This window comes from Alteromonas sp. S005, from assembly GCF_036864475.1.
Classification (GTDB): domain Bacteria; phylum Pseudomonadota; class Gammaproteobacteria; order Enterobacterales; family Alteromonadaceae; genus Alteromonas.
This window is the reverse complement of sequence record NZ_JAZETN010000001.1, coordinates 542,988-563,914: the sequence shown is the minus strand read 5'-3', so window position 1 is coordinate 563,914 and position 20,927 is coordinate 542,988. Positions and strand designations below refer to the sequence as shown.

Genomic DNA, 20,927 nt, shown 5'->3' with positions numbered 1-20,927 from the left:
TCTCCTACTGGCACATCGCCGAGAGTTCGCCTGTTACCGTAATGGCTTTTGATGCAGAAGGAACTAACTCCCCGTTTTCATTACGCGCATTTACAAAGAGCATGTAATCCCCTGGTGGAACCACCGCTTGCTGACTAGGCATTTTCACCACCACTTTTCTGTTGTTTTTGCGCAAAATAGGAAGTTCCACGCTTCGCTGATCGCCATCTATCAAGTGAGTAATGTTAGTGCGTCTTATAAGCACTACCGACTCTATTTTTGCATTCATGGCTGCGGTAGCGGCATCGGTATTTTTAAGGCCTACCGCAAAACGTTCTCCCACCGCGACGGTTTTGTTTCTTTTTCCAATCGCAGGACGGTCGCCAAACATATAAGAGGGCTTATAGATTTCAAAGGAAGGATCTCTTCCGTCGTTTGGCGAAAACCCTGGAAGCGTAACGCTATAGGCATAAGCGGTGTTAATTGGAGCATGCCCACCAATCAACACACTACCATCAGGTAACAAGGCAGCAGAGTTATGATAAGTACGTGGTCTATTTTGTTCGGCAACCTGCTTAAATGTTTCAGTTTCAGGGTCAAATATTTCCGCTTTCAAGATGGGTTTACCTGTTCCAGGTAACACTACCTCATCTCTGTCCGCGCCCGATACGACTAACACCTCACCAGTAGGCAATAGCACCCCTGTTCCATACCAGCGCCCCTGATTAAGACTCCCTGTTGAACGAGAGTCATATAACATTTTCTCGCCTTCAATAGTTACCGAGTCGATACGCGCTAAATTTGTCCCTAAATACAAACCTGGGCTTGTTGCCGCAACACCGGTTAACACGCCACCAGCGGTAAGAAACTCAGCTTTACTGTAATGACCATTTTCATCTGGGGTGAGCGGCAGCATCATTGAAAATGTTGAACCTCTAAATCCAGCACCGAGCAGGGCTTGTACATCAGCTAAGCGATACGGGTCGTCGATTATAGGCGCTAGCGCATCGAAGGGGTTAGCGATAAGCTCTTCCGTTAAACCAGTGAGTAAACCACTTAACGACTCATCAGCTTGCGTGTTAGTCACATTGAGGAAGCTTGCCAAGTCAGAAATACCCGCTTCGCTCAAGTGGAGTGGAAGACCGGCGAAACCAAGGTCAGCCCATGTTTTTGACTGCGGGTCATATGCGGCGACGATATTCCATAATGCCTGATCGTAGCTTTGACCGAATGGGTTAAATGCTTGTCCGCCCCCGTTGTAAAATACATGACCGTTTGGCAGCAGGTGTAATCTTGGATAAAGAGGCAGTGAACGCTCGGCCAGTGGGCCGTTATCAGTCCATTCTCCGCACGATGTGTCGTAGGTTTCGGTAACGGTAACATTGCGACCTGAAGTTTCAGGGCGGGTTAAATAAACCGGCTTCACTAACTTAGTAACGCCACTTGCTACCAGCACGTTTCCGTTTGCTAACGACAATGCACTGGGGTACCAACGTCCAAAATTCATATCCCCTGTTTTGCGCCAGCTGTTATCGTCAGGATTGAAAATACGGCTATTTTTAAGCCCTTCTAGTTCAGACAACCCGAAATTAATCGGCTCGCCAAGTAGGCTCGTGTTCACACCAGGCTCATGATAGTAATCAGTTCCCCCCACAGCCATAAGCTCGCCGTTAGGTAAACCGACCAAATCGGCACAAAAAAGCGCACCGTCGTTGTTGGTTCTATCGTCATCGGTGTTCAAATCAAGGGGCAACGACGTACCTAAAAAGCCCGTGATATCGCCAATAATGGTTTCTGAATCATTGCCATCAGGGTTTGCCCCTGCATCGACGGGTGATGGCGCTATCCAACTCGCTTTGTCGTTTTTCATCGTCAGCACGCGGGTTTGATCGTTAATTATGGCTGAACCGATTTCCAACAGCGCGTTATATTCAACGTTTTCTGTGCCTTCTAACGCATTAAAATAAAGAATACGGCCATCGTTCAATAGCGCCAAACTACCTGCGGCAGGTTTGCATTTCAGCACACCGTCTTCGTTTTCTTCACATTTCCCATTATCTGGATAGTTGTTGAGTGGGTTAGTAATGTTCGTGTTGTCTTGATCTGGGAATTCACCCGTCACTAACGGCTCTTCGAAAGGATTTGTAAAAATACCCTGCTGCTTACAAACAGCAATATCTGAACATTCCGGGGTAACGATGGGAACCTTACCCTTATTACGATCGGCAAGGGCGAAGTGAGAGGTGATACTTAATGTAAGTAATGTGAGTGTGGGTAAAACCAGTGGACGTTTGTGCATTGTGGCATCCTATTCTTGTTAAGTTAACATGCCGTTTTATCTCTAAAGTTAGATCACAAATGTAAACAGCATGTTAACCAAACGACTCAATCGGATGCTTGGATGCAAAAAATATTATATTTTTTATTTTTTGTTTTGAGCCCGCATTCTACGGCTTTGTTCTTGACGCTTCTCTTCTCGTTTTTCTTTCCGATCTTTCTTATCAGGTGTTAACGAGCCTGTTTTGAATTTTGCTTTACGCTTGGCTTTCGCTTCAGCTTTCTTCGCCGCCTCAAGTGCCATTTCTTCTTTTTCGACTTCTAGCATTTCCGGTGTCTCTAGCGTTATTCGCCCCAACTTGCCCGACTGCAGTTCTTTAAGCAGAATCTCGCATATTTTATGAAGATTTACGCGACCACCCGCTTGAATTGCTCCGCGCGTTTTAGCGGCAGCTTCCAGAAACTCTATTTCAGTGTCGGGCAACTCTTCCAGCTTATAGCGCTCCTTCATTACCTCTGGATACGCTTTAATGAGGTAATCTGCTGCAAAAAAACCGACATCGTCGTATTCCATGGCGGTGTTTTTAACAGCACCTGATGAAGCCAAGCGATAAATGGAATGTGGGTTTTCAAGCTTAGGCCAAAGTACTCCCGGAGTATCAAACAAAATGATACCGCTGCCTAAGTTTATGCGCTGCTGGCTTTTCGTCACGGCTGGCTCGTTGCCTGTTTTAGCAATGATTCGGTCAGCCAAAATGTTTATTAGCGTTGATTTGCCCACGTTAGGTATACCCGTGATCATAGCTTTAATTGCTTTAGGCTGACCTTCTTTATACGAACAAATGCTTTTAACCAGCTGCATAATTTGCTTGCTGTTGCCCGGGTTATCGCTAGAGGTTGTAATCGTCTTCACGCCGCGCTCTTTCTCTAAGCTCTCCTGCCAGCGCGCAGTAATTTCTGGGTCTGCCAAATCATACTTATTAAGAATTTTAATACAGGGCTTGTCGCCGCGTATTTTTGCAATTTCAGTATTTTCACTGGAATACGGAATACGTGCGTCAAGCACCTCAATAAGAATGTCTACTTGATTAAGCGACTCTTTAATTTCTTTTAGGGCTTTGTGCATGTGCCCCGGGAACCATTGTAATGCCATGGTTGTGTCCTATCGTAATCGAGTTGAGAGTGCGTGCTTAACGGGTTAATTCATAAGCGCAGATATTTACAGCGCTGGCTAAGTTTAACGAGTCAATCTTACCGCTTCCCGCAATGGTATACGCCGTTGCATTAAGCTGTGATAGTGCGTCAACAGGCACGCCACGTGCTTCGTTGCCAAACAGATAACATTGGTAATCACCAAAGGTGTTAGAGGTGATATTACTTCCATCCATATCCAAGAAAGCGAAACGTTCGAACCGCTCGCCTAGGCTTTCAAGCGCTACGTTTAATTCCATGTTTACATGGAAAATAGCCCCCATACTTGAGCGCACAACTTTCGAGTTATATGGGTCCACACTGTTTGGGCTTAGTAACAGCGTAAAATCACCAAACCACGCTAGCGTCCTTAGTATGGTGCCTAAGTTGCCAGGGTCTTGAACTTCATACAAATAGATGTACTTTTCGGTACTGGGTTTGTTTGCTGAAATGCTGGTTTGTGACCGCTCTGAATATGACACGGAGTTAGGAAGTGGAACGCGAGCGATAATACCTTGAGGTGATTTAGTATCGCTTAGTTGCTGCATTTGTTGCGACGATACCGTTTCTACCTTCATATTAGAGACTGAAGAATCAAGTCTTTCTTTCACCCATGCCTCATACTCAGCCGTTACATAAAGGGTGATATCACCTAATGTACTACTGTCATGCTGAGCAACATTAATTAACTCTAAAACTAAGTGCTCTCCTTCCACCAAATAGAACCCGAACTGCGTTCTAAATTTCTTTTGATGAAGCTTTTTCACGTCACTTAGTTTCATTTGCACTGCCCTTTTTATAACTTTCGGCGCAAGTGTAAGGTATGAAACCCAAAACGCAAAGCAGCAACGCTTAATAGCGCTGTAAAAAGGGCGTCATACAATTACCAATAGGATAAGATATCACCTATCTTTTTTTACAATAGTAATACTTTCGGGGCTGTTTAGTACCGCTTTAGAGAGGTTTAAAGCATAACCAGGCCCTTCGTTACTTAAAATATGAGAGGGTAAATAAAACGTATTAATAGACTCCGCACCGTACATTGCTGCGTCTATTCGCCGCCAATTCCCATCAAGCCAAAACTCATTCCATGCATGACCAATCGCTTCTACATTGCTGTTGTCTTCAACTATTATCGTACCAACGACGACTCTGGCAGGAATAGTAAGCGCTCGAGCTACTGCCGCAGAGAGCACCGCGTATTCTGTGCAATCTCCGCTCTTAGATTTTGCAACCGTCGATGCAAAGGAGAAGCTATGAATATAAGAAGGCTCGGTAATATAGTTTGCAATAAATGCTTCAATCTTCGCGCCTACCTCAGCAGAGTAACTCTGTACTTTTGTTTCTTGAACGCTAGCGCTAATGCCTTCATACTCTTTTTTTACACCTTTACCATAATCAGACAAAAAAGCAGAAGTTACTTCTTTAACCGACGCTTCTTCATAGTCAATTACAAACGTATTAGCAAGATATTGAGAGTGTGGCGGTTGGTCATCTACCACCGCCGTTACATTTTCACTTATTGAAAGCCTTAAAAGATTATTGTGGTGACCCGCTACTTCTATACCACGCCACTGGCCTAAAACCGAACTCACTAAGTCGGGGTCGTAAACCTTTATATCAAGCAATATCTCATTGCCAAAGGGCAACGACACGTTTTCGCTTAGCGTTAGAGGGATTACTGCAAACTTAGGCGTGCTTTGCGCATAAACAGTGTTGGCAGCCCAAAGGCTAAGCAATAATGTGATAATAGTGACTTTTCTTCTGACTATTTTATGTTTCATTAGTTCTCAATAGCCGAGTTACAGCTCTGTTGGCTTACCAGACACATACAAGGGTGAAATGTGGAAATCCATAGGCCCCATTTTCATTTCAGCGTTTTGCATAATAAACGCCTCATCCACCGTATAGTTGACTTTAAAACCTATGACGTCCGCAGTCAGTTTTAGTAAGCCATTTTCAGTGCCATTTTTTTGTAACTCTGTTTCTGTCGCCTGGGTGGGGTCTGCGTCAGCATTCCACGTATAATAGTTAGCCGACGTTTTATCTGACGCCGCTAGTTTTTGCGTTTCAAGGTAGGCGCCAAAGTTTGAAATTAACTCTCCGGTGAAAGCAAGTTCAGAAGAAATTGCTTTGCTTTGTATTTCACCTTCTAACACCCATTTATCGTCTGGCATAGAAATACCCATTGAAGAACTTAATTCACTATTTTCTACTGCATACTGATACGCGTTGATTAACGTACCGTCAGCGCGACTCCATGAGCGAACGCGGGCGTCAGTGGATGCTACCGTGCTTTCATCGACGGGCAATATTAACGACGTTGTCTCAACAATCTCAACATCGCCGTCGGCATCTTTTAAAAATTTTTCCGACACTATTCCCACTAATTCGCCGTGCATCTTCATGCCATTAATAGCGTGAAAGAAAGGCTGCGGGTTTGAGGATTTGTCTACGGCATTCACAAAAGACGCAAATACGTCTTTGAATGTTTCTCGATAGCCCACTTCATTGTGCAAACAAACCTGAAGGCCATTCGCTGTTTCAGCGGACATTCCCTTGAGTAGGCCCGACACACGCTGTTCAGGCTCACCTAGGTTGTACAGCAAGTTGTAGGCGAATACCGGTGTATTCCCCATTGTTGACATATCCAAACTAAAATTAAACTGGCTATCGAGCACTTTCTCCTGTGCTTTTGAAATATTGGATACTGCATATTTCATCATGTTCACAAGAGAATTTGCTAAGCCGTCATAGTCTTGAAAAGCCCAGCATTCGACAGGAGACTCCGAACCAATATCAACGGTGAAATACCAATAGTCTTCAATTGGTGTAGCATCAGACCACGTACCAATGGCAGTTGCGTTGATAGGAAACACTGGTAGCGACACTCTGGTGCGAGGCAAGTCCCTCGCCTCTTTTTTCAATGACGTGTTAAACCAATCAGGTAACTGTTCGCTTGTTACATAATCTTTAGCGCTCAAGGGTGAAGCAACAAGACCTGACATTAAGCTAAATACAAGCAAAGAACGTTTCATCATTTTTAATTCCTTTTAACTTTAAGGTTTTTATTCTTCAGCAACCACATAAATGTCACCGTCGTAAATACCTTGTACAGTAAGCTTCTGGCTTGCCAGGGCCTGAAGGTAATCAATATGCGCTTGCTCCACTTTCTGTCCAGGAACAATAAGTGGAATACCGGGTGGGTACGGAGTAATTAAGCCAGCTGCAGTGCGTCCAACGCTGTTTTGCCATGGAATGGCTTCTCTAGGGCTGAAAAACGCTTTTGACGGAAGGTCGTCTAAATGAATGGGCGGAATGTCTGCCGGTAACGGGCTTTTGCTCTTGCGTTTACTAAGGTTAACAGCACCGTCATCAAGACGTTTCAATGCGTTGTACAGCCTTACAATTTTAGAGCGCATTCCACCTAGCGTAAGCAATACTAAAATAGTGCTATGGGTAAACTTCTCTATTTCTAAACCGACTTCGTCCATCAAGAAACGATGTATTTCTTGGTTTGAATAATCAAGTGCCGAAACGTCAATTAAGATTTTAAGGGGGTCGTGCCCAATGTTGTCACTTTCAAAGTGAGAAAACATATTCGCAAAGTCACTAGGCGAGAGTATTTTAAGTCGCTTGAACTTGGCCATTTGCGATTTGAGTTCGGCAACATTGCTTAATAGCTCATTAAGGATTTTGTAGCCTTCCATTTCCAGCTGCTGCCGACATACATCAAGCGAGGCAATCAGTTGATACTTAGGCGAGGTACTGGTGTGAATAGCAAACACTTCTTTAAAGAAGTCCTTGTCAAAGTCAGGGTCATTCACATGAATAAAGGATGCTTGTGAGAACGCCGACACCACTTTGTGCGCAGAGTGAGTAATATAGTCTGCCCCAGCGGCGATAGCCGAGTAGTCACGCAATGCAGGGTGGAACAAGGAATACGCAAACCATGCTTCGTCAATGAACACTTTAATGCCATGCTCATGGGCTAAATTTACGACTTGCTTAAGGTCGGTCAATAACCCGTCATAGGTACAGCCCGTCAGTACGATAAGTTTAGCGTCAGTATTTTCTTTAATAAGCTGCTTAATTTGCGCCATTCTAGGCGGTGAAAAAATACCGTATTCAGGATTAAATACACTGTCTAAATACACTGGCATGGCTCGCGCCTGAATAATGCCGTAGTGCACCGACTTGTGGCAGTTTCTGTCGGCAATAACTTTGTCGCCCTCACGCAACAGCGTCTGCAAAATAATTTTGTTCGATGTAGACGAGCCGTTCGTGACAAAATAGGAATGGCGAACTTCAAATGTATTCGCGACAGCGGCTTGCGCTTTTCCAATAGCGTGAGTGCCATCTGAGAGTGAGCCTAGTGAGTCTACGCTTACCGATAAGTCACTAACAAATACGTTGCGGCCAAAGAAACGATAAAAATCAATGATATAGGGTGAATTTCTAAAACTTGCGCCACCGCTGTGACCTGGCGTATGCCACGAGTCGTTAGACTCTACCACATAGTCTTTATATTCAGTCCAAAACGGCGTTTCGTTTCTATCGTCAAAGTCATTGATGATATAACCCAGAATAGATTCTGGGTCTGAAATAATGTCGTTACGATAGAAGAATGATTCAATGCCATTGGCTTGGTTTACTATATCTAACCCTTTTACGGCATCGCCTAAGACATACACGGGAAGTTCAGGGCGAATGCGTTTAATGGCGTCGATAACTTTCGCGTTGTTATCAATCACCGCGTTGTGTGCAGAAGACTCTTCGCTTGTTGTTTTCTCGTTCGCGTTTTGTGAACTAACGCTTTCTGCTGCGGGGCTCGTATTTTCATTAAGTACGCCAAATAAAGGCTCAACGTCTGTCAGCTCTTTAACCTTCGCCACCACATCCCAGCTAAATACCACAGCTTGAATGTCACCGTCTTCTCGAACAAATTGCAATGCCTTTGCAACTGAGTTCGCTTCAAGCAGGCTTATTTCAACGTCACTTCGGTCGAAGTAAGCAATGGTATTGCTTATGCTCGACGTAATTTGTTCCAACAGATCAACAGCATCTTCTATAACAAGAATTTTTAAATGAGGGCGCATTAACCAACCATGTAATTAATAATGAGTATTTGGCGCTAAGCTAAAACTCACAAGGCTAAGAATCAATAAACTAAGAATCTATAAAGAAAAACAGTAAAACTAAAAATAGTGTAACTCTGAATTTCATTGGTGTCGTGTAAACTCTTGCTCAACTTTAGCAATAGTTTTTACTTGAGTTGAACAGGGGGAATACACATATGCATACATCTACCTTTCTAACTCAATCCCCACATGCCTACCTTTCAAAATCCACAGAGCACGTAAATAATCTACGAGAATTCTTACATTACGCGAAGAACGTGCTCCCTTCTATTGCATCTACAAAGAAAAACGCCTGGCCAATACATCATGACCACTGTTTCATGCGGGTGATTTTAGACAATACTGTCGGCTGTGCGTGGTATGAGGTTATTCCCTCACCGGCCTATAAAAACCTGACCGACGAACAGGCCTGCGCTGCATTAAATCTGGCGAGACAGATAGCCACTGAGAGTGTCTCGCTTCACGTACTCAACCAGCGCTCGAAACAGTGGCGCAATAAACAGCTAAAGTTGGAGTTTTAGTATGACAAAACGTACAACTATTAATGATGCAATTCTGATTCAAGACGGCCAAGACCTAGAGCGAATAGTGAAAGATAAAAGAGCGCAATGGAGGGCTAATAATGCTAAAGCACGACGCAGGCAACGCCGTTACAAAAAGAAGCTTATTGCAGAACTTCCCCATATTATCAATGATATTCATAGCACATATCCCGAAGACGATGCGTAAAGCACTATCATAATAGATATCAATTACCTACAATCACTGCTAGAAAGTTGCGCTTAATAAAGTGTGGCGTACATTAATTCCTACCAAGAAAGTGACAGGACATACCATGGCGTTTAATTTAGCTATTAATAACGATATTGCAGTAATCACCTTTGACGACGGAAAAGTTAACGCCGTCGGCTTTGAGCTTATTCAGCAGTTCAATGATGCCTTAGATGAAGCAGAGAAAAACGCAAAAGCAGTTGTATTACACGGCGGTGAAGGCAAGTTTTGCGGGGGCTTTGATTTGTCAGTAATGAAAGCTGACGACAAAGCAAAACAACACGAACTGGTATCAAAAGGCGCTGATTTAATTGTGCGCCTGTATAGTTTTCCGCTACCTGTTGTCGTTGCTGCAGAAGGTCACAGCATTGCAATGGGCGCAATTATGCTTATGGCTGCGGACCTGCGTATTGGTAAAGATGCAGATACTAAGTATGGTCTTAATGAAACCGCCATTGGTATGGTGCTGCCGCCATTCGGTATGGAACTAGCCAAAGCCAGACTCGCTAATACTAGCCAAACTGAAGCCTTACTTTTCTCGCGCATCTATCAAGGCAGTGAAGCGGTTAAAGCAGGCTTTTTAGATGCAGCAGTACCTCAAGAGCAGGTATTAGCGACAGCCATGGGTTATGCAGAAAAACTCAAGATGTTACCTAGGAAGTCTTTTGCTGAGTCTAAAATACAATTGCGTAAAGAAACGATAGAGAAGATGAAAGCTTAGCGCTTAAGTTATAACAACGCGTTGAGACTGGTTGTTTCAACGCGCTGTCTAAAGCAATTACTTTACAGGTCCAGAACGGCGTTCAATCTCTTCTTTGAGGGCGTTTCTTAGGCCCAATTCGAAACTCAATTCAGCAAGCACAAAAAGTGGGCCTATGGCCAACCCCATTATGTCGTCTACGAACGCAGGCTTTTTTCCCTCGAAATGATGACCAATAAATTGCAGTACCCACCCACCGATAAAAATGCCTAAAGAGATAGCAAGCCAGATATTTATACTAAGCTGAGCAATAGGTTGAGCGAAATAGACCATAGCTCCTGTAATAAATGCCATAACAACGCCCAGCTTTATGTCTAACTTGATATAGAATGCATTGCCTATCACCCAAACGAACAAAGCTGGGCTAATGACCATAGCTCCCAAAATGGGGGCATTCACAAGAAATGCAGGCTTACTGAGTAAGCAGAGCACCGAAAAAACAATAAGCGGGATGCCGATATAATGGGTGTAGATGTTTTTCTGATCTCTATGGTACTTAGCGTACTCACTTAAGTGTTGTTCTAGATTTTTCATACTGCGCCAACATTTTATTTGTATTGTGATGGTCAGTTTACTCCTTGCGATCCCACGCAAACTGTCGGCTTAACGACAAACAGAAAAAAACTGGCTTAGCATGTACGTTTTTTTAACTGAGTAATATTGCTGAACTTAGTCGTGAAAAGCGACTCCTACCGCTATTGATGAATAATAAGTGGAGTTTTCATGAATAAAAGGAAGTACCTTTTGACTTTAGCAGTACCTGCACTTCTCGCCTTAACGGCTTGTAGTTCAGTTTCTTCAATGTATTCGAATGATGAACAAGGACAAAGTAGTGAGGAGAACAAGCTAACACTTTCAGCTAGCCATTGGCAGGTCGAAAGCATAAATCAAGCAGGCATTATCGACTTTAGCCACGTTACTCTTGATGTGAATGTAAGTGGTGATGTTAGCAGAATAAGCGGAAGCACAGGCTGTAATCAATATACAGGGGCGCTCGATCTTGCGAATGCAAACAAAGCATTCAGTGCAGAGAGCAATGCTCAACTCTTCTCTGCCGATAAAATTGTACTTACCAGAAAGATGTGCGCCCCAGCACTTATGAAACAAGAGCAAAGTTTCGTAGATGCTCTGGCTTCATCGAAAACTTACGCAATATTGGATAACACGTGGCTAGTTCTTTATGACAGCAATGATAACGAAACAGTAAAAGCGATAATTTCATCCTCCTCCCAAGGATCAAACTCTGTTACTGCTAATAAACGCGGCCTTGGAATTAAAAAAGGGTCGAAAGAGACAGCTAAAAAGCAAGATATTGCCGGCGCTACTACACAAGCCAATAGGAGAACCTATAAGTGTGAGACGCCAAACGCCAGTATCACAGAGCTGCGTGTGAATACACTTGGCCCAGATACAAAAGCAGTCTCAATCAACAATATGCATCACATCGTGCAGCTATCACGTTCTGCATCGGGAGCGAAATACACCAATAACAGAGGTGTGGTGTATTGGAATAAAGGTGATGTTGCCACCCTTTCCATAAATTCTGGCTACTATCACTGTAAAATTGACCATTAAAATTCAAGCAGCATCATTATCATACAAGCCCTAAAACTTATTGAGAAAGATTAACTACTTTCTATAGCGAGCGTCGGCGCTTTCTATAAAGTGCCGAAACCGCTATGCTCGTGTAATGCTCGCCATGTGCTTTGCAAAGCACTGCGCCAGCCACCACTCTCTGTCAAATAGTTTCAATTAAACACTTTTTCGCGGTTCCGTCTCTTTGAAACAAACACCGTCCCCGGTAATTAGCATTTTATTTATATATTTAATGTTACGCCTTTAATCACTAAAAATCAGCCACTTAAGCCGTAAATACACGCACTTAACATCCTTATCACTTGCCGTTAAATATGCTTCAACGTTGAAACAATAGTTAGAACACTATACAATTTATTTTTATTGAACAGCCAATTAAAATAAAAACACTGCTTTTCTTTAACTAAATCAAACACTATTAAGCCTGCAGAAACAGTGCTCAGATAGAGGTGAAGGTAAAGAAAACTAAAATGGTGTTTATTAAGCGTAGAGCGATTAGTTCGGGCGCTTCGAACGCTTAGCGAGAAAAATAGTTTCAACACTATTCATCGTATTGAAACCAAAGAGATGTACTCGCTTGTACGTATGTATTTTTCACGCAAAGAGCGCGCTAATTGGCGAGCATTGTCAGCACTATTTAAAGTAGGAGTTTATGCATGTCATTACCAACTTATCAGAATTTCATTCACGGCAAGCCGTTGGCGAACAAAAGCAAAGAAACCTTTGCAGTAACCAATCCGGCAACCGGTGAGGTAATTTATCACGTAGAAGTAGCTGATGAGTTTATTCAACAAGAAGCGATCAAGAGTGCTACAGAAGGCTTTGCGGTATGGTCAGCAATGATACCTATCGAAAGAACTCGCATTCTTAACAAAGCGGTTGCACTGCTTCGCGAACGTAATGATGAACTCGCTAAATTAGAAGTACTCGATACCGGTAAGCCTATTCAAGAAGCTGACTGTGTTGATATTGAAACTGGCGCTGACGTTATAGAGTATTATGCGGGCCTTGCCCCTACTCAATTAGGTACCCAGCAGCCTGTTGGCAGCGATTTCTTCTACACGCGCAAAGAAGCGCTAGGTATCTGTGCCGGCATTGGCGCATGGAACTACCCTATTCAAATCGCTTGCTGGAAATCAGGTCCCGCCCTTGCCGCAGGTAATGCGTTTATATTTAAGCCGTCAGAAGAAACCCCTATGGGTGCGCTTAAACTGGCTGAAATTTTCACTGAAGCTGGTATACCAGACGGCGTATTCAATGTGGTTCAAGGCGCAGCACAAGTAGGCCAATGGCTTACAAACAGCCCTGACATAGACAAAGTATCGTTTACCGGTGAGGTAGGCACAGGTAAAAAGGTGATGCAAAGCGCCGCTGCGTCAAACTTAAAAGATGTCACCATGGAGCTTGGCGGTAAGTCTCCGCTTGTAGTATTCGAAGATGCCGACATTAGCCAGGCTATCAGCGCCGCTATGCTCGGTAATTTCTATACCCAAGGTGAAATTTGCACTAACTGCACCCGTGTTTACGTTCAGCGCTCTGTTTATCAAGCCTTTATTGATGAGCTTAAAACCCGTACCGAAAACAACATTGTTATGGGCGACCCGCTAGACCCTAACGTTAACTTAGGCGCACTTATTTCTAAAAAGCACCAAGAACTGGTACTTGGCTATATTGCCAAAGGAAAAGAAGAAGGCGCAACGCTGTTAACCGGCGGGAACGCTGCCTCTCCGGCATCTGCACCTAATGGCTATTTTGTCGAACCAACAATTTTCACCGACTGCACTGACGATATGACCATCGTTAAAGAAGAGATCTTCGGACCAGTAATGAGCGTGTTAGTTTTCGATGATGAAGACGAAGTGATCGCACGGGCGAATGACACTGAGCTAGGTTTAGCCGCCGGTGTGTTTAGTAAGGATATCCAGCGCGCGCACCGCGTTATTCATCAGCTACAAGCGGGTATTTGCTGGATAAATGCATATGGGAATTCTCCTGCTGAAATGCCTGTAGGCGGTTATAAACAGTCAGGCATTGGACGTGAAAACGGCGTTGAAACGCTTAATAGCTACACACAGACCAAATCGGTTTATGTAGGTATGAGCCAAATTGAGAGCCCGTTTTAAGCCGCAGTAGGAGTACATATGCAAACATTTGATTACATTATTGTTGGAGCAGGTTCTGCTGGCTGTGTGCTAGCGAACCGCCTGTCAGAAAATCCTAAGCACAAAGTTTTGCTGCTTGAAACCGGTGGCTCTGACAAAAGCATTTTCATAAAGATGCCAACAGCGCTGTCTATTCCGATGAATACCGACAAGTATGCATGGCAATTTAATACTGAAAAAGAACCGTATTTAAATAACCGTGAAATGCACTGTCCACGAGGTAAAGTGCTTGGCGGCTCGTCGTCTATCAACGGTATGGTGTATGTACGCGGTCACGCCAGAGACTTTGACGAATGGGAAGCACACGGCGCAGAAGGTTGGAATTATCAAGCCTGCCTACCCTATTTCCAAAAAGCAGAAACTTGGTACAAGGGTAACGATGCTTATCGTGGTGGCAATGGGGAACTTGGCGTTAACAACGGCAATGAAATGAAGAACCCGCTTTATACCGCTTTTATTAAAGCCGGAGAACAGGCGGGCTACGACATCACGAGCGATTATAACGGTAAGCAACAAGAGGGCTTCGGGCCTATGCATATGACCGTCAAAGACGGCGTTCGTAGCTCAGCAAGCCGTGAATATCTTGACCCAGTTAAATCTCGCAAGAATTTAACTATAGTGACGGGCGCGCTGGTTACTAAAGTTGTTCTGGAAAATAAAGCCGCAAAAGGCGTTGAGTATGTGGTTAATGGCAAAGCTGAAACAGCCAACACATCTAATGAAGTTATCTTAAGTGCCGGCTCTATCGGCTCGCCACATATTCTGCAACTTTCAGGCATCGGCGATAAAGATATTCTTGAAAAAGCAGGCATCGATGTTAAACACCACCTGCCGGGTGTAGGTCAAAACCTGCAAGATCATTTGGAATTCTATTTCCAGTACAAGTGCAAGCAGCCAATTACGCTAAACCGTAAGCTCGGCTTAATTTCAAAAGGCTTGATAGGCGCTCGCTGGTTGCTTAACCGTTCTGGTTTAGGCGCAACGAATCACTTTGAATCTTGTGCTTTTATTCGCTCCAAAGCTGATGTGGAATGGCCTGATATTCAGTACCACTTTTTGCCAGCAGCCATCCGTTACGATGGTAAATCAGCATTCGACGGCGACGGCTTTCAGGTACACGTAGGTCACAATAAACCGAAAAGTAGAGGTAGCGTAACCCTTCAGTCGGCTGATCCAACAGTACCGCCGAAAATCTTGTTTAACTACTTGCAGCATCAAGATGATATTGAAGGATTTAGAGCTTGCGTAAGACTGACAAGAGAAATCATCGCACAATCTGCATTCGACGATTTCAGAGACGGCGAAATTCAACCTGGAGAACATATTCAAACGGATGAAGAAATCGATGCCTTTGTGCGCGAAGCTGTTGAAAGTGCTTACCATCCGTCGTGTTCATGCAAAATGGGTGAAGACGAGATGGCTGTAGTTGATTCTCAAACCAAAGTACATGGCATCAAAGGTCTGCGAGTGGTGGATTCATCTATCTTCCCTACCATTCCAAACGGAAACCTAAATGCGCCAACCATCATGGTAGCTGAAAAAGCGGCAGACAAAATTTTGGGTAAACCTGCTTTACCCCCACAGAATGTGGCGGTAGACATTCACCCGAATTGGCAAACCGAGCAACGCTAAACGTTAAAACGATATCGCACCAGTGTACTTGTTGTTGCAACAAGTGCACCTTCCACAGTGCCTATATGCCGCCGATTAAGGTGACAATGCGTGTAGCTGGGTGGTCTGTTTAATAACGAAAAAAAGGAAAAAACATGATTTATTTTTATCAATACTGGGAGGGTGATAATGACAGTATGGCTTAGTGCAGGCATTATTTTCACTTTGCTTTCGGTGGCCTATATTTTATTTAAATGGGGCAACATGAAAGTGGTAGGTGTAACGCCGGTTAGAACCTTTACCTTTATTGCCATTCTTTTTACCTCGGGCTTAGACGTGGGCCTCATTATGTTCCCACTTACTGAATTTGCTGGTTATGCTGACATAAGCGCAAGTCCTGAATACGCATTCACCAATCCACTCGCCATTGAGTTTGGATTTTGGGGTTTCTTAATTTGGGGATTCTACTTTCTTACTTGCTTTTATTTCTGCGTAATAGAACCCAAGGTTAAATTTTTCGAGCTTCCTATCGTGAAGTTCGTAAACAACGTGGTAATCATAGGGACCTGTGCTTTTACAGCTTTCTTACTGCTATCTAACCTTCCATGGTACCTGCCGGCAGTGGGAGATGGAGAATCCATCGTTCCTACGTTCTATCTGATTGTATTTGCAGCGATTGCTTTTGCGGTGTACTCAAGTACTAGCATTAAGTACGTGCGCATTTTAAGCCTTACCACAACGTGGGTATTTATAGCGCTTATTATTGGCATGTGGGCGGCGGCATTTGTGTTTGGTGAAAGTGAGATATCAGCATACTTTAGGAATCTCGGCCTTATTGGCGGCTATTTCGCAAATATTGATCACTTTGTATTGCCAATTAACGACTATCACGAGTTCTACCTATTTTGGTGGTTCAGCTGGAGCATTATGATAGGTCAGTTTACCTCTCGTTTTGTAGGTGGTCTTAAAACTTACCAAGTTATGCTGGCTATGATGGTTATCCCATCTATACCTATCGCCGCGTGGTTTTCGGTACTGTACCACTATCACAGCGCCGGAATTCCTACAGAAGGAATAACCAATATGGCCATGGTATTTGTAGGTATCGTTTTTGTAATCAACTCACTTGATTCACTAATAAGGCTGTATACCGAAAACCTGAATATGACCGTTGAGCGCATTGGTAAAGGTAACTACATTGCTCTGAACATAGTCGCACTATCGTTACTTACACTGCTGTTCAAACTAGACTTCTTGCAAATTCAGTGGGTAGGTGCGTTAGTTATCGCTATCTTCTTTAGCTGCTTTGCTTTCATATTGAGTCAGAAGTTTAAATCGGTGACGGCTATCAAAACCTCGCCAAAAGAAAACAAAATCGACTTTACTAAGATAGAAAATCTCAACTAACTAAATCATTTACTTCTTACCTTCTTAACATTGGCTCACTTTGAGCCAATGGGGGTAAGTATTGCCCGAAGCTCGCGGAAGAGCGCGCTTTATAAGAAATGGGCGAAATAAAACAACGATAAAAAACAGGTGTTTAACAATGAAAAAATTGAATTCTCTTTTTACATCAACTCACATATTCGCAGTGGCTCTCGTAACAACACTATATTCTTCAGCCACGTTCGCTGATTGGAGCGCCAATATTTCTGCGGTATCAGATTATACCTTTAACGGTTTAAGCCAAACACAAAATGACCCGGCTCTTCAGGGCGGTGTTGATAAAGCTTTTGATAACGGGACGTACGTTGGCACTTGGGCATCTAACGTTGATTTTGGTGGCGACACCAACCTTGAGTGGGACGCTTACGTGGGTCGTTACCAAATGCTCACCGATGCTGTCAGCATCGACTACGGCATTGCCTACTACTCCTACCACGGTGGTGACGATTCAAGCGACGGTAACTATCCGGAAATCTATACTAAATTAGGTTATGCCAGCGACTACGGTAATACCGAGCTTAACCTTTGGTACACGTGGGACTACTTTGGCACGGGCTCAAGACACACTGTTGCTATGATTGCTCATACCTTTGAGCTTGCGCCTAACCACAACCTTCGTGCTAGCTTTGATGTATCTAACTCTTTAGACAGCGATACCTGGGTATGGCGTGACGAAAACACGTCTTTCTATCACTACCGTTTGGCCTATCAGACAAGCTACAAAGGATTAGACTTTGAGATTGCTGCTGAAAACACGAACCTCGATATAGATACCGCCGACGAACGTATTGTGTTCGGTGTATCTAAGACCTTTAGCTTTTAATCAAACAGGCTCGCACTAGCTGGGGCTATCGTTTTCTAACATAGAGGATAGCAGTAGCCCCTGACTTGCAGCGCTGGAAAGGCCCTCGACACTCCAGTCTGACCACGCTGCCATTTCTCTTGACGCATTAATGAAAATTGTAACATTTCGGCCGCTGTCTTTAGCCTGATACAAAGCCCAGTCTGCTATCAGAATTGAATGCTCCCACACTTTTGAATCAAGTGTACAACCTTCCCAGGGTAGCCTTGTCGCCCCTATAGACATTGATATAGGCTCAGGAATCTCTAGTACTTGATGAAGCGATGCGATAGACCTATGCAATCGCTTATTAAATTCGACGATATCGCTTGAGTTAATGGAAGGAACAACCAACAGAAACTCCTCTCCTCCCCATCTTATCAACTTGTCGGTATTGCGACTTACTGTCTGCAAAGCTCTTGCGACATGATAAAGTGCACTATCACCTTTATCATGCCCATAGGTGTCATTTAAGTGTTTAAAATTGTCTAGATCGATTAGAAAAATGGCACATACATCTTCAAATTCAGTTTCAGTTTCAGTTTCAGTTTCAATTGAGGTACCAACTTGCTTTGCTTTTCCATTTACTAAATCAAAAATATTAGGTATGAAACGCTTAACTGCTCTTCGATTATATAACCCAGTTAACGGATCGGTGATCGCCGCTTCTTCCAGCGCTTTGTTTTTTTGTTGAAGTTCCTTATTGACCCGTTCAAATGCAGCAGTACGCTCATTGACTCGTGCTTCAAGCACCTCGTTTCGTTGTCGATAAGAGGCAATGCGAAGGCGGTAAATGACATAAAAAATTGCAAGCAAGGCTAAGGCGGCAATTAGCTTAGCCCATATAGATTCCCACCAATTTGGATCTACATAAAGAACTATTGTGTCTCCTGGTAACCAAGCCTCGCCCTCTAGTCTAGATTGAACTTCAAAGGTAGTTTCACCTGCTGACAACTTAGCCAAGAAAGCCTCTTCCCGTGGACCTGAATAAATCCAGTCGCTATCGTCTAGACGGTATCGGTACTCTGGAACAGACTCTGCAGAAAAAACAGGGCGCGAAAAAATAATTTCTGCGTTTCGCTTTTTGTTGAGACTAATTCGATTGCTATAACTATTTTCCCGTTTACCGTCCACGTAAACGCCAGTAATGACTGCTTGTTCTGTTAGCTTTCGACTCTCACTATTTTGTACTGCTAATACACCATTTAATGTTGGTAAATATAGGATATCTTTAAATACAACAGCTCTCAGATTACCCGCTCCATTACAACACCGTATATCGGTACGCGCGCTGAAAGTACCATCATCCCGCAACACAACCGTACTTTTCAATTGAGTATCAGTAATGTCATTTATTTCCACATAAGCAACACCACTAGCACCGCTCAGCCAAAGCTTCTCTCCTCGCACTGTAACGCTGAAAAGGTCTTGAAAAGGGAGGCCATTTTTGATGTTGAACAAGCGCCAACGCTTGTATTTATCAAACATGAACAAGCCGTGTCCGTACGTTCCAAGAAGTAGCCTTCCATCGTTTAACTCAAGAAGTGAAGACGCAAACACACTCGTGCCGCTAAGTAAGTCAACCTCCTGCCATTTACCGTCTTTTAGACCAAATAGACCTGACTCTGTGCCAACCCACAAAACGCCGTCTGACGTTCTTAAGATACTGCGAACAGATAGGTTTTCAAAAGTTGAAATAGGCTTGAAATCGGTCCCGTGAAACTTAAATAGTCCTCTTGTCGTCGCGACATAAAACGCGTTCCCATCGTGGTAGAAGGTGTTAACCTGAAACCCAGTAAATTCGGCTATCGATTCGAGCTGTGTTGACCCGCTTTGCCCCCTGAAAAGTCCCTTGCGAGTCCCCACCCATAATTCACCATCAAGCTCAGTAACGCTGTAAGCATCATTACCTTCAATTGCACTTGTAGCAACAGATAACGACCAGTTGTCCTCTTCGTTTTTTACAAACACGCCTTTATTTGTTGCGGCGTAAAGATGTTCCTCTTGAGCAAAGAAAGACCAAACTCTCGCACTAGATATATCTTGTTTAGGCGCTTCACGCCTTAGATTTGTTTTCCAGAAAATGACTAATCCATTTGTTTTAGTGCCGAGAAACCACGTTTCTTCATCATTAAGAAGCACGCTATTGTCGAGCAAAAGATTATTATTTATAAATGGCGTCAGGCTATTGAGGGTTGGCTTTGCATTTGAAGAAATGTTAAGTAACTGACCTTCATCTGAAACTGCTACAACCTTACCGCTATGAGTGCTAAATATGCTTCTAAATGTAAATTCAGTAGTAGGTGGCATAGCTGTTATCAGACAGTTCTCTACAGAGAGCTTGAAGCGATGAAGTTTTTGATCTTGCAAGATATAAGCTGTATTTGCATGCACTATGAAGCGTTCGGAGTTGGCTGTAGCGCCTAAAGGGTAGCGACATTTTTCTTTTACTGACGATGCAAGGCTCGTTTGCAGTAACTCACCTTTAGCAGTCAACAACCACAAGTCTTGTTCATCGTAGTAAGCATGTGTAATTGTATTTTTTGCGTAATCGTATGACTTTGCTTCGTCGTCTTGAAGTGACCAAATCGAATCAGTGACCACCCATTTTTTACTTTTATTATCTGCAATAACTTGTCTTATTTTCTCATCACCAAAACTAGCGTTAACGACTTCAAATTTTCCATCATAGAAACTCACCAGCCCAATGCCTGTCACTATCCAAAGTCGGCCGGTATTGTCCAAGAACAAATCGTGGATCCAATTTGACCCTAACGCTGGAGTATTTATGGTGTTGAAGAACTCAAATTTTCGACCGTCAAAACGAGCAAGGCCATTTTCTGTACCAAGCCAAACAAAGCCATCTTTATCTTTGATTATCGCCTTAACGGATATTTGAGGGAGCCCATTAGCCGATACGTATTGACCCTCATCATAGGTAGGAGCGCCAGCCACCTTCCACCGCTCAACTCTGTAGCTCTCAGATGCTGAAGTAGTATTGATGGAAGTCAAAAGAAAAACGACGATGGGAAGCAAACAGGTGATGCTATATACAGAAAAATGATGGCTTTTCATTGACCCTCAAAAAACAAATAAAGACGCCCGAAGCGTTATTTCACAAAGCTAAACTTTGATAATTACAAACAAACTAA

At 43.5% G+C, this 20,927-nt stretch carries 16 protein-coding genes; 8 read left to right on the top strand and 8 right to left on the bottom strand.

Features of this window, described 5'->3' with window-relative positions; all coding sequences use genetic code 11:
* Positions 1-4: 4 nt before the first annotated feature.
* The 6 genes from V7R55_RS02340 to V7R55_RS02315 form a co-directional block, all read right to left on the bottom strand.
* On the bottom strand, positions 5-2,278 hold the full coding sequence (locus tag V7R55_RS02340; protein ID WP_334056991.1) for a galactose oxidase early set domain-containing protein: 2,274 nt from the start codon (positions 2,276-2,278) through the stop codon (positions 5-7).
* Between the two features lie 123 nt (positions 2,279-2,401).
* Entirely contained in the window at positions 2,402-3,409 is a 1,008-nt protein-coding gene (gene ylqF, locus V7R55_RS02335) for a ribosome biogenesis GTPase YlqF (protein ID WP_334056989.1), read from the bottom strand.
* A 37-nt stretch (positions 3,410-3,446) separates the two neighbouring features.
* A complete protein-coding gene (locus tag V7R55_RS02330; RefSeq protein WP_334056988.1) occupies positions 3,447-4,229 on the bottom strand; it encodes a TrmH family RNA methyltransferase in 783 nt (260 codons plus the stop codon).
* 120 nt (positions 4,230-4,349) lie between these two features.
* A complete protein-coding gene (locus V7R55_RS02325) occupies positions 4,350-5,231 on the bottom strand; it encodes a transglutaminase-like domain-containing protein (protein ID WP_334056986.1) in 882 nt (293 codons plus the stop codon).
* A gap of 18 nt (positions 5,232-5,249) precedes the next feature.
* A complete protein-coding gene (locus tag V7R55_RS02320) occupies positions 5,250-6,488 on the bottom strand; it encodes a hypothetical protein (protein WP_334056984.1) in 1,239 nt (412 codons plus the stop codon).
* 27 nt (positions 6,489-6,515) lie between these two features.
* Positions 6,516-8,546 (bottom strand): aminotransferase class V-fold PLP-dependent enzyme, encoded by a 2,031-nt coding sequence (locus V7R55_RS02315; RefSeq protein ID WP_334056982.1) that lies wholly within the window; start codon positions 8,544-8,546, stop codon positions 6,516-6,518.
* Positions 8,547-8,743: 197 nt separating this feature from the next.
* On the opposite strand from V7R55_RS02315, the gene V7R55_RS02310 reads away from it, so the two are divergent.
* From V7R55_RS02310 to V7R55_RS02300, 3 genes are all read left to right on the top strand, one after another.
* Complete coding sequence (locus V7R55_RS02310) at positions 8,744-9,109, top strand: hypothetical protein (RefSeq protein WP_334056980.1); 366 nt, start codon at positions 8,744-8,746, stop codon at positions 9,107-9,109.
* Between the two features lies 1 nt (position 9,110).
* Positions 9,111-9,317, top strand: a complete 207-nt coding sequence (locus V7R55_RS02305; RefSeq protein WP_334056978.1) for a hypothetical protein — start codon at positions 9,111-9,113, stop codon at positions 9,315-9,317.
* Between the two features lie 106 nt (positions 9,318-9,423).
* Positions 9,424-10,080, top strand: a complete 657-nt coding sequence (locus V7R55_RS02300; protein WP_334056976.1) for a crotonase/enoyl-CoA hydratase family protein — start codon at positions 9,424-9,426, stop codon at positions 10,078-10,080.
* A 57-nt stretch (positions 10,081-10,137) separates the two neighbouring features.
* Here V7R55_RS02300 and V7R55_RS02295 read toward each other — a convergent pair whose 3' ends face one another.
* Positions 10,138-10,653, bottom strand: a complete 516-nt coding sequence (locus V7R55_RS02295; RefSeq protein WP_334056975.1) for an Mpo1 family 2-hydroxy fatty acid dioxygenase — start codon at positions 10,651-10,653, stop codon at positions 10,138-10,140.
* A 189-nt stretch (positions 10,654-10,842) separates the two neighbouring features.
* Here V7R55_RS02295 and V7R55_RS02290 point away from each other — a divergent pair, with 189 nt between their 5' ends.
* From V7R55_RS02290 to V7R55_RS02270, 5 genes are all read left to right on the top strand, one after another.
* Entirely contained in the window at positions 10,843-11,694 is an 852-nt protein-coding gene (locus V7R55_RS02290) for an META domain-containing protein (RefSeq protein WP_334056973.1), read from the top strand.
* 677 nt (positions 11,695-12,371) lie between these two features.
* Positions 12,372-13,838: a betaine-aldehyde dehydrogenase gene (betB, locus tag V7R55_RS02285; RefSeq protein ID WP_334056972.1), complete on the top strand. Its 1,467-nt coding sequence runs from the start codon at positions 12,372-12,374 to the stop codon at positions 13,836-13,838.
* A gap of 18 nt (positions 13,839-13,856) precedes the next feature.
* Positions 13,857-15,509 (top strand): choline dehydrogenase, encoded by a 1,653-nt coding sequence (gene betA / locus V7R55_RS02280; RefSeq protein WP_334056970.1) that lies wholly within the window; start codon positions 13,857-13,859, stop codon positions 15,507-15,509.
* Between the two features lie 168 nt (positions 15,510-15,677).
* Positions 15,678-16,895, top strand: coding sequence for a BCCT family transporter (locus V7R55_RS02275; RefSeq protein WP_334056968.1), 1,218 nt, complete (start codon positions 15,678-15,680; stop codon positions 16,893-16,895).
* 139 nt (positions 16,896-17,034) lie between these two features.
* The gene (locus V7R55_RS02270; RefSeq protein ID WP_334056966.1) at positions 17,035-17,757 is read left to right on the top strand and encodes a TorF family putative porin; all 723 of its coding nucleotides are present in this window, start codon (positions 17,035-17,037) and stop codon (positions 17,755-17,757) included.
* 15 nt (positions 17,758-17,772) lie between these two features.
* Here V7R55_RS02270 and V7R55_RS02265 read toward each other — a convergent pair whose 3' ends face one another.
* Positions 17,773-20,850 carry a ligand-binding sensor domain-containing diguanylate cyclase gene (locus V7R55_RS02265; RefSeq protein WP_334056964.1) on the bottom strand — a complete coding sequence of 1,026 codons (3,078 nt, stop codon included), beginning with the start codon at positions 20,848-20,850 and terminating at the stop codon, positions 17,773-17,775.
* Positions 20,851-20,927 lie beyond the last annotated feature (77 nt).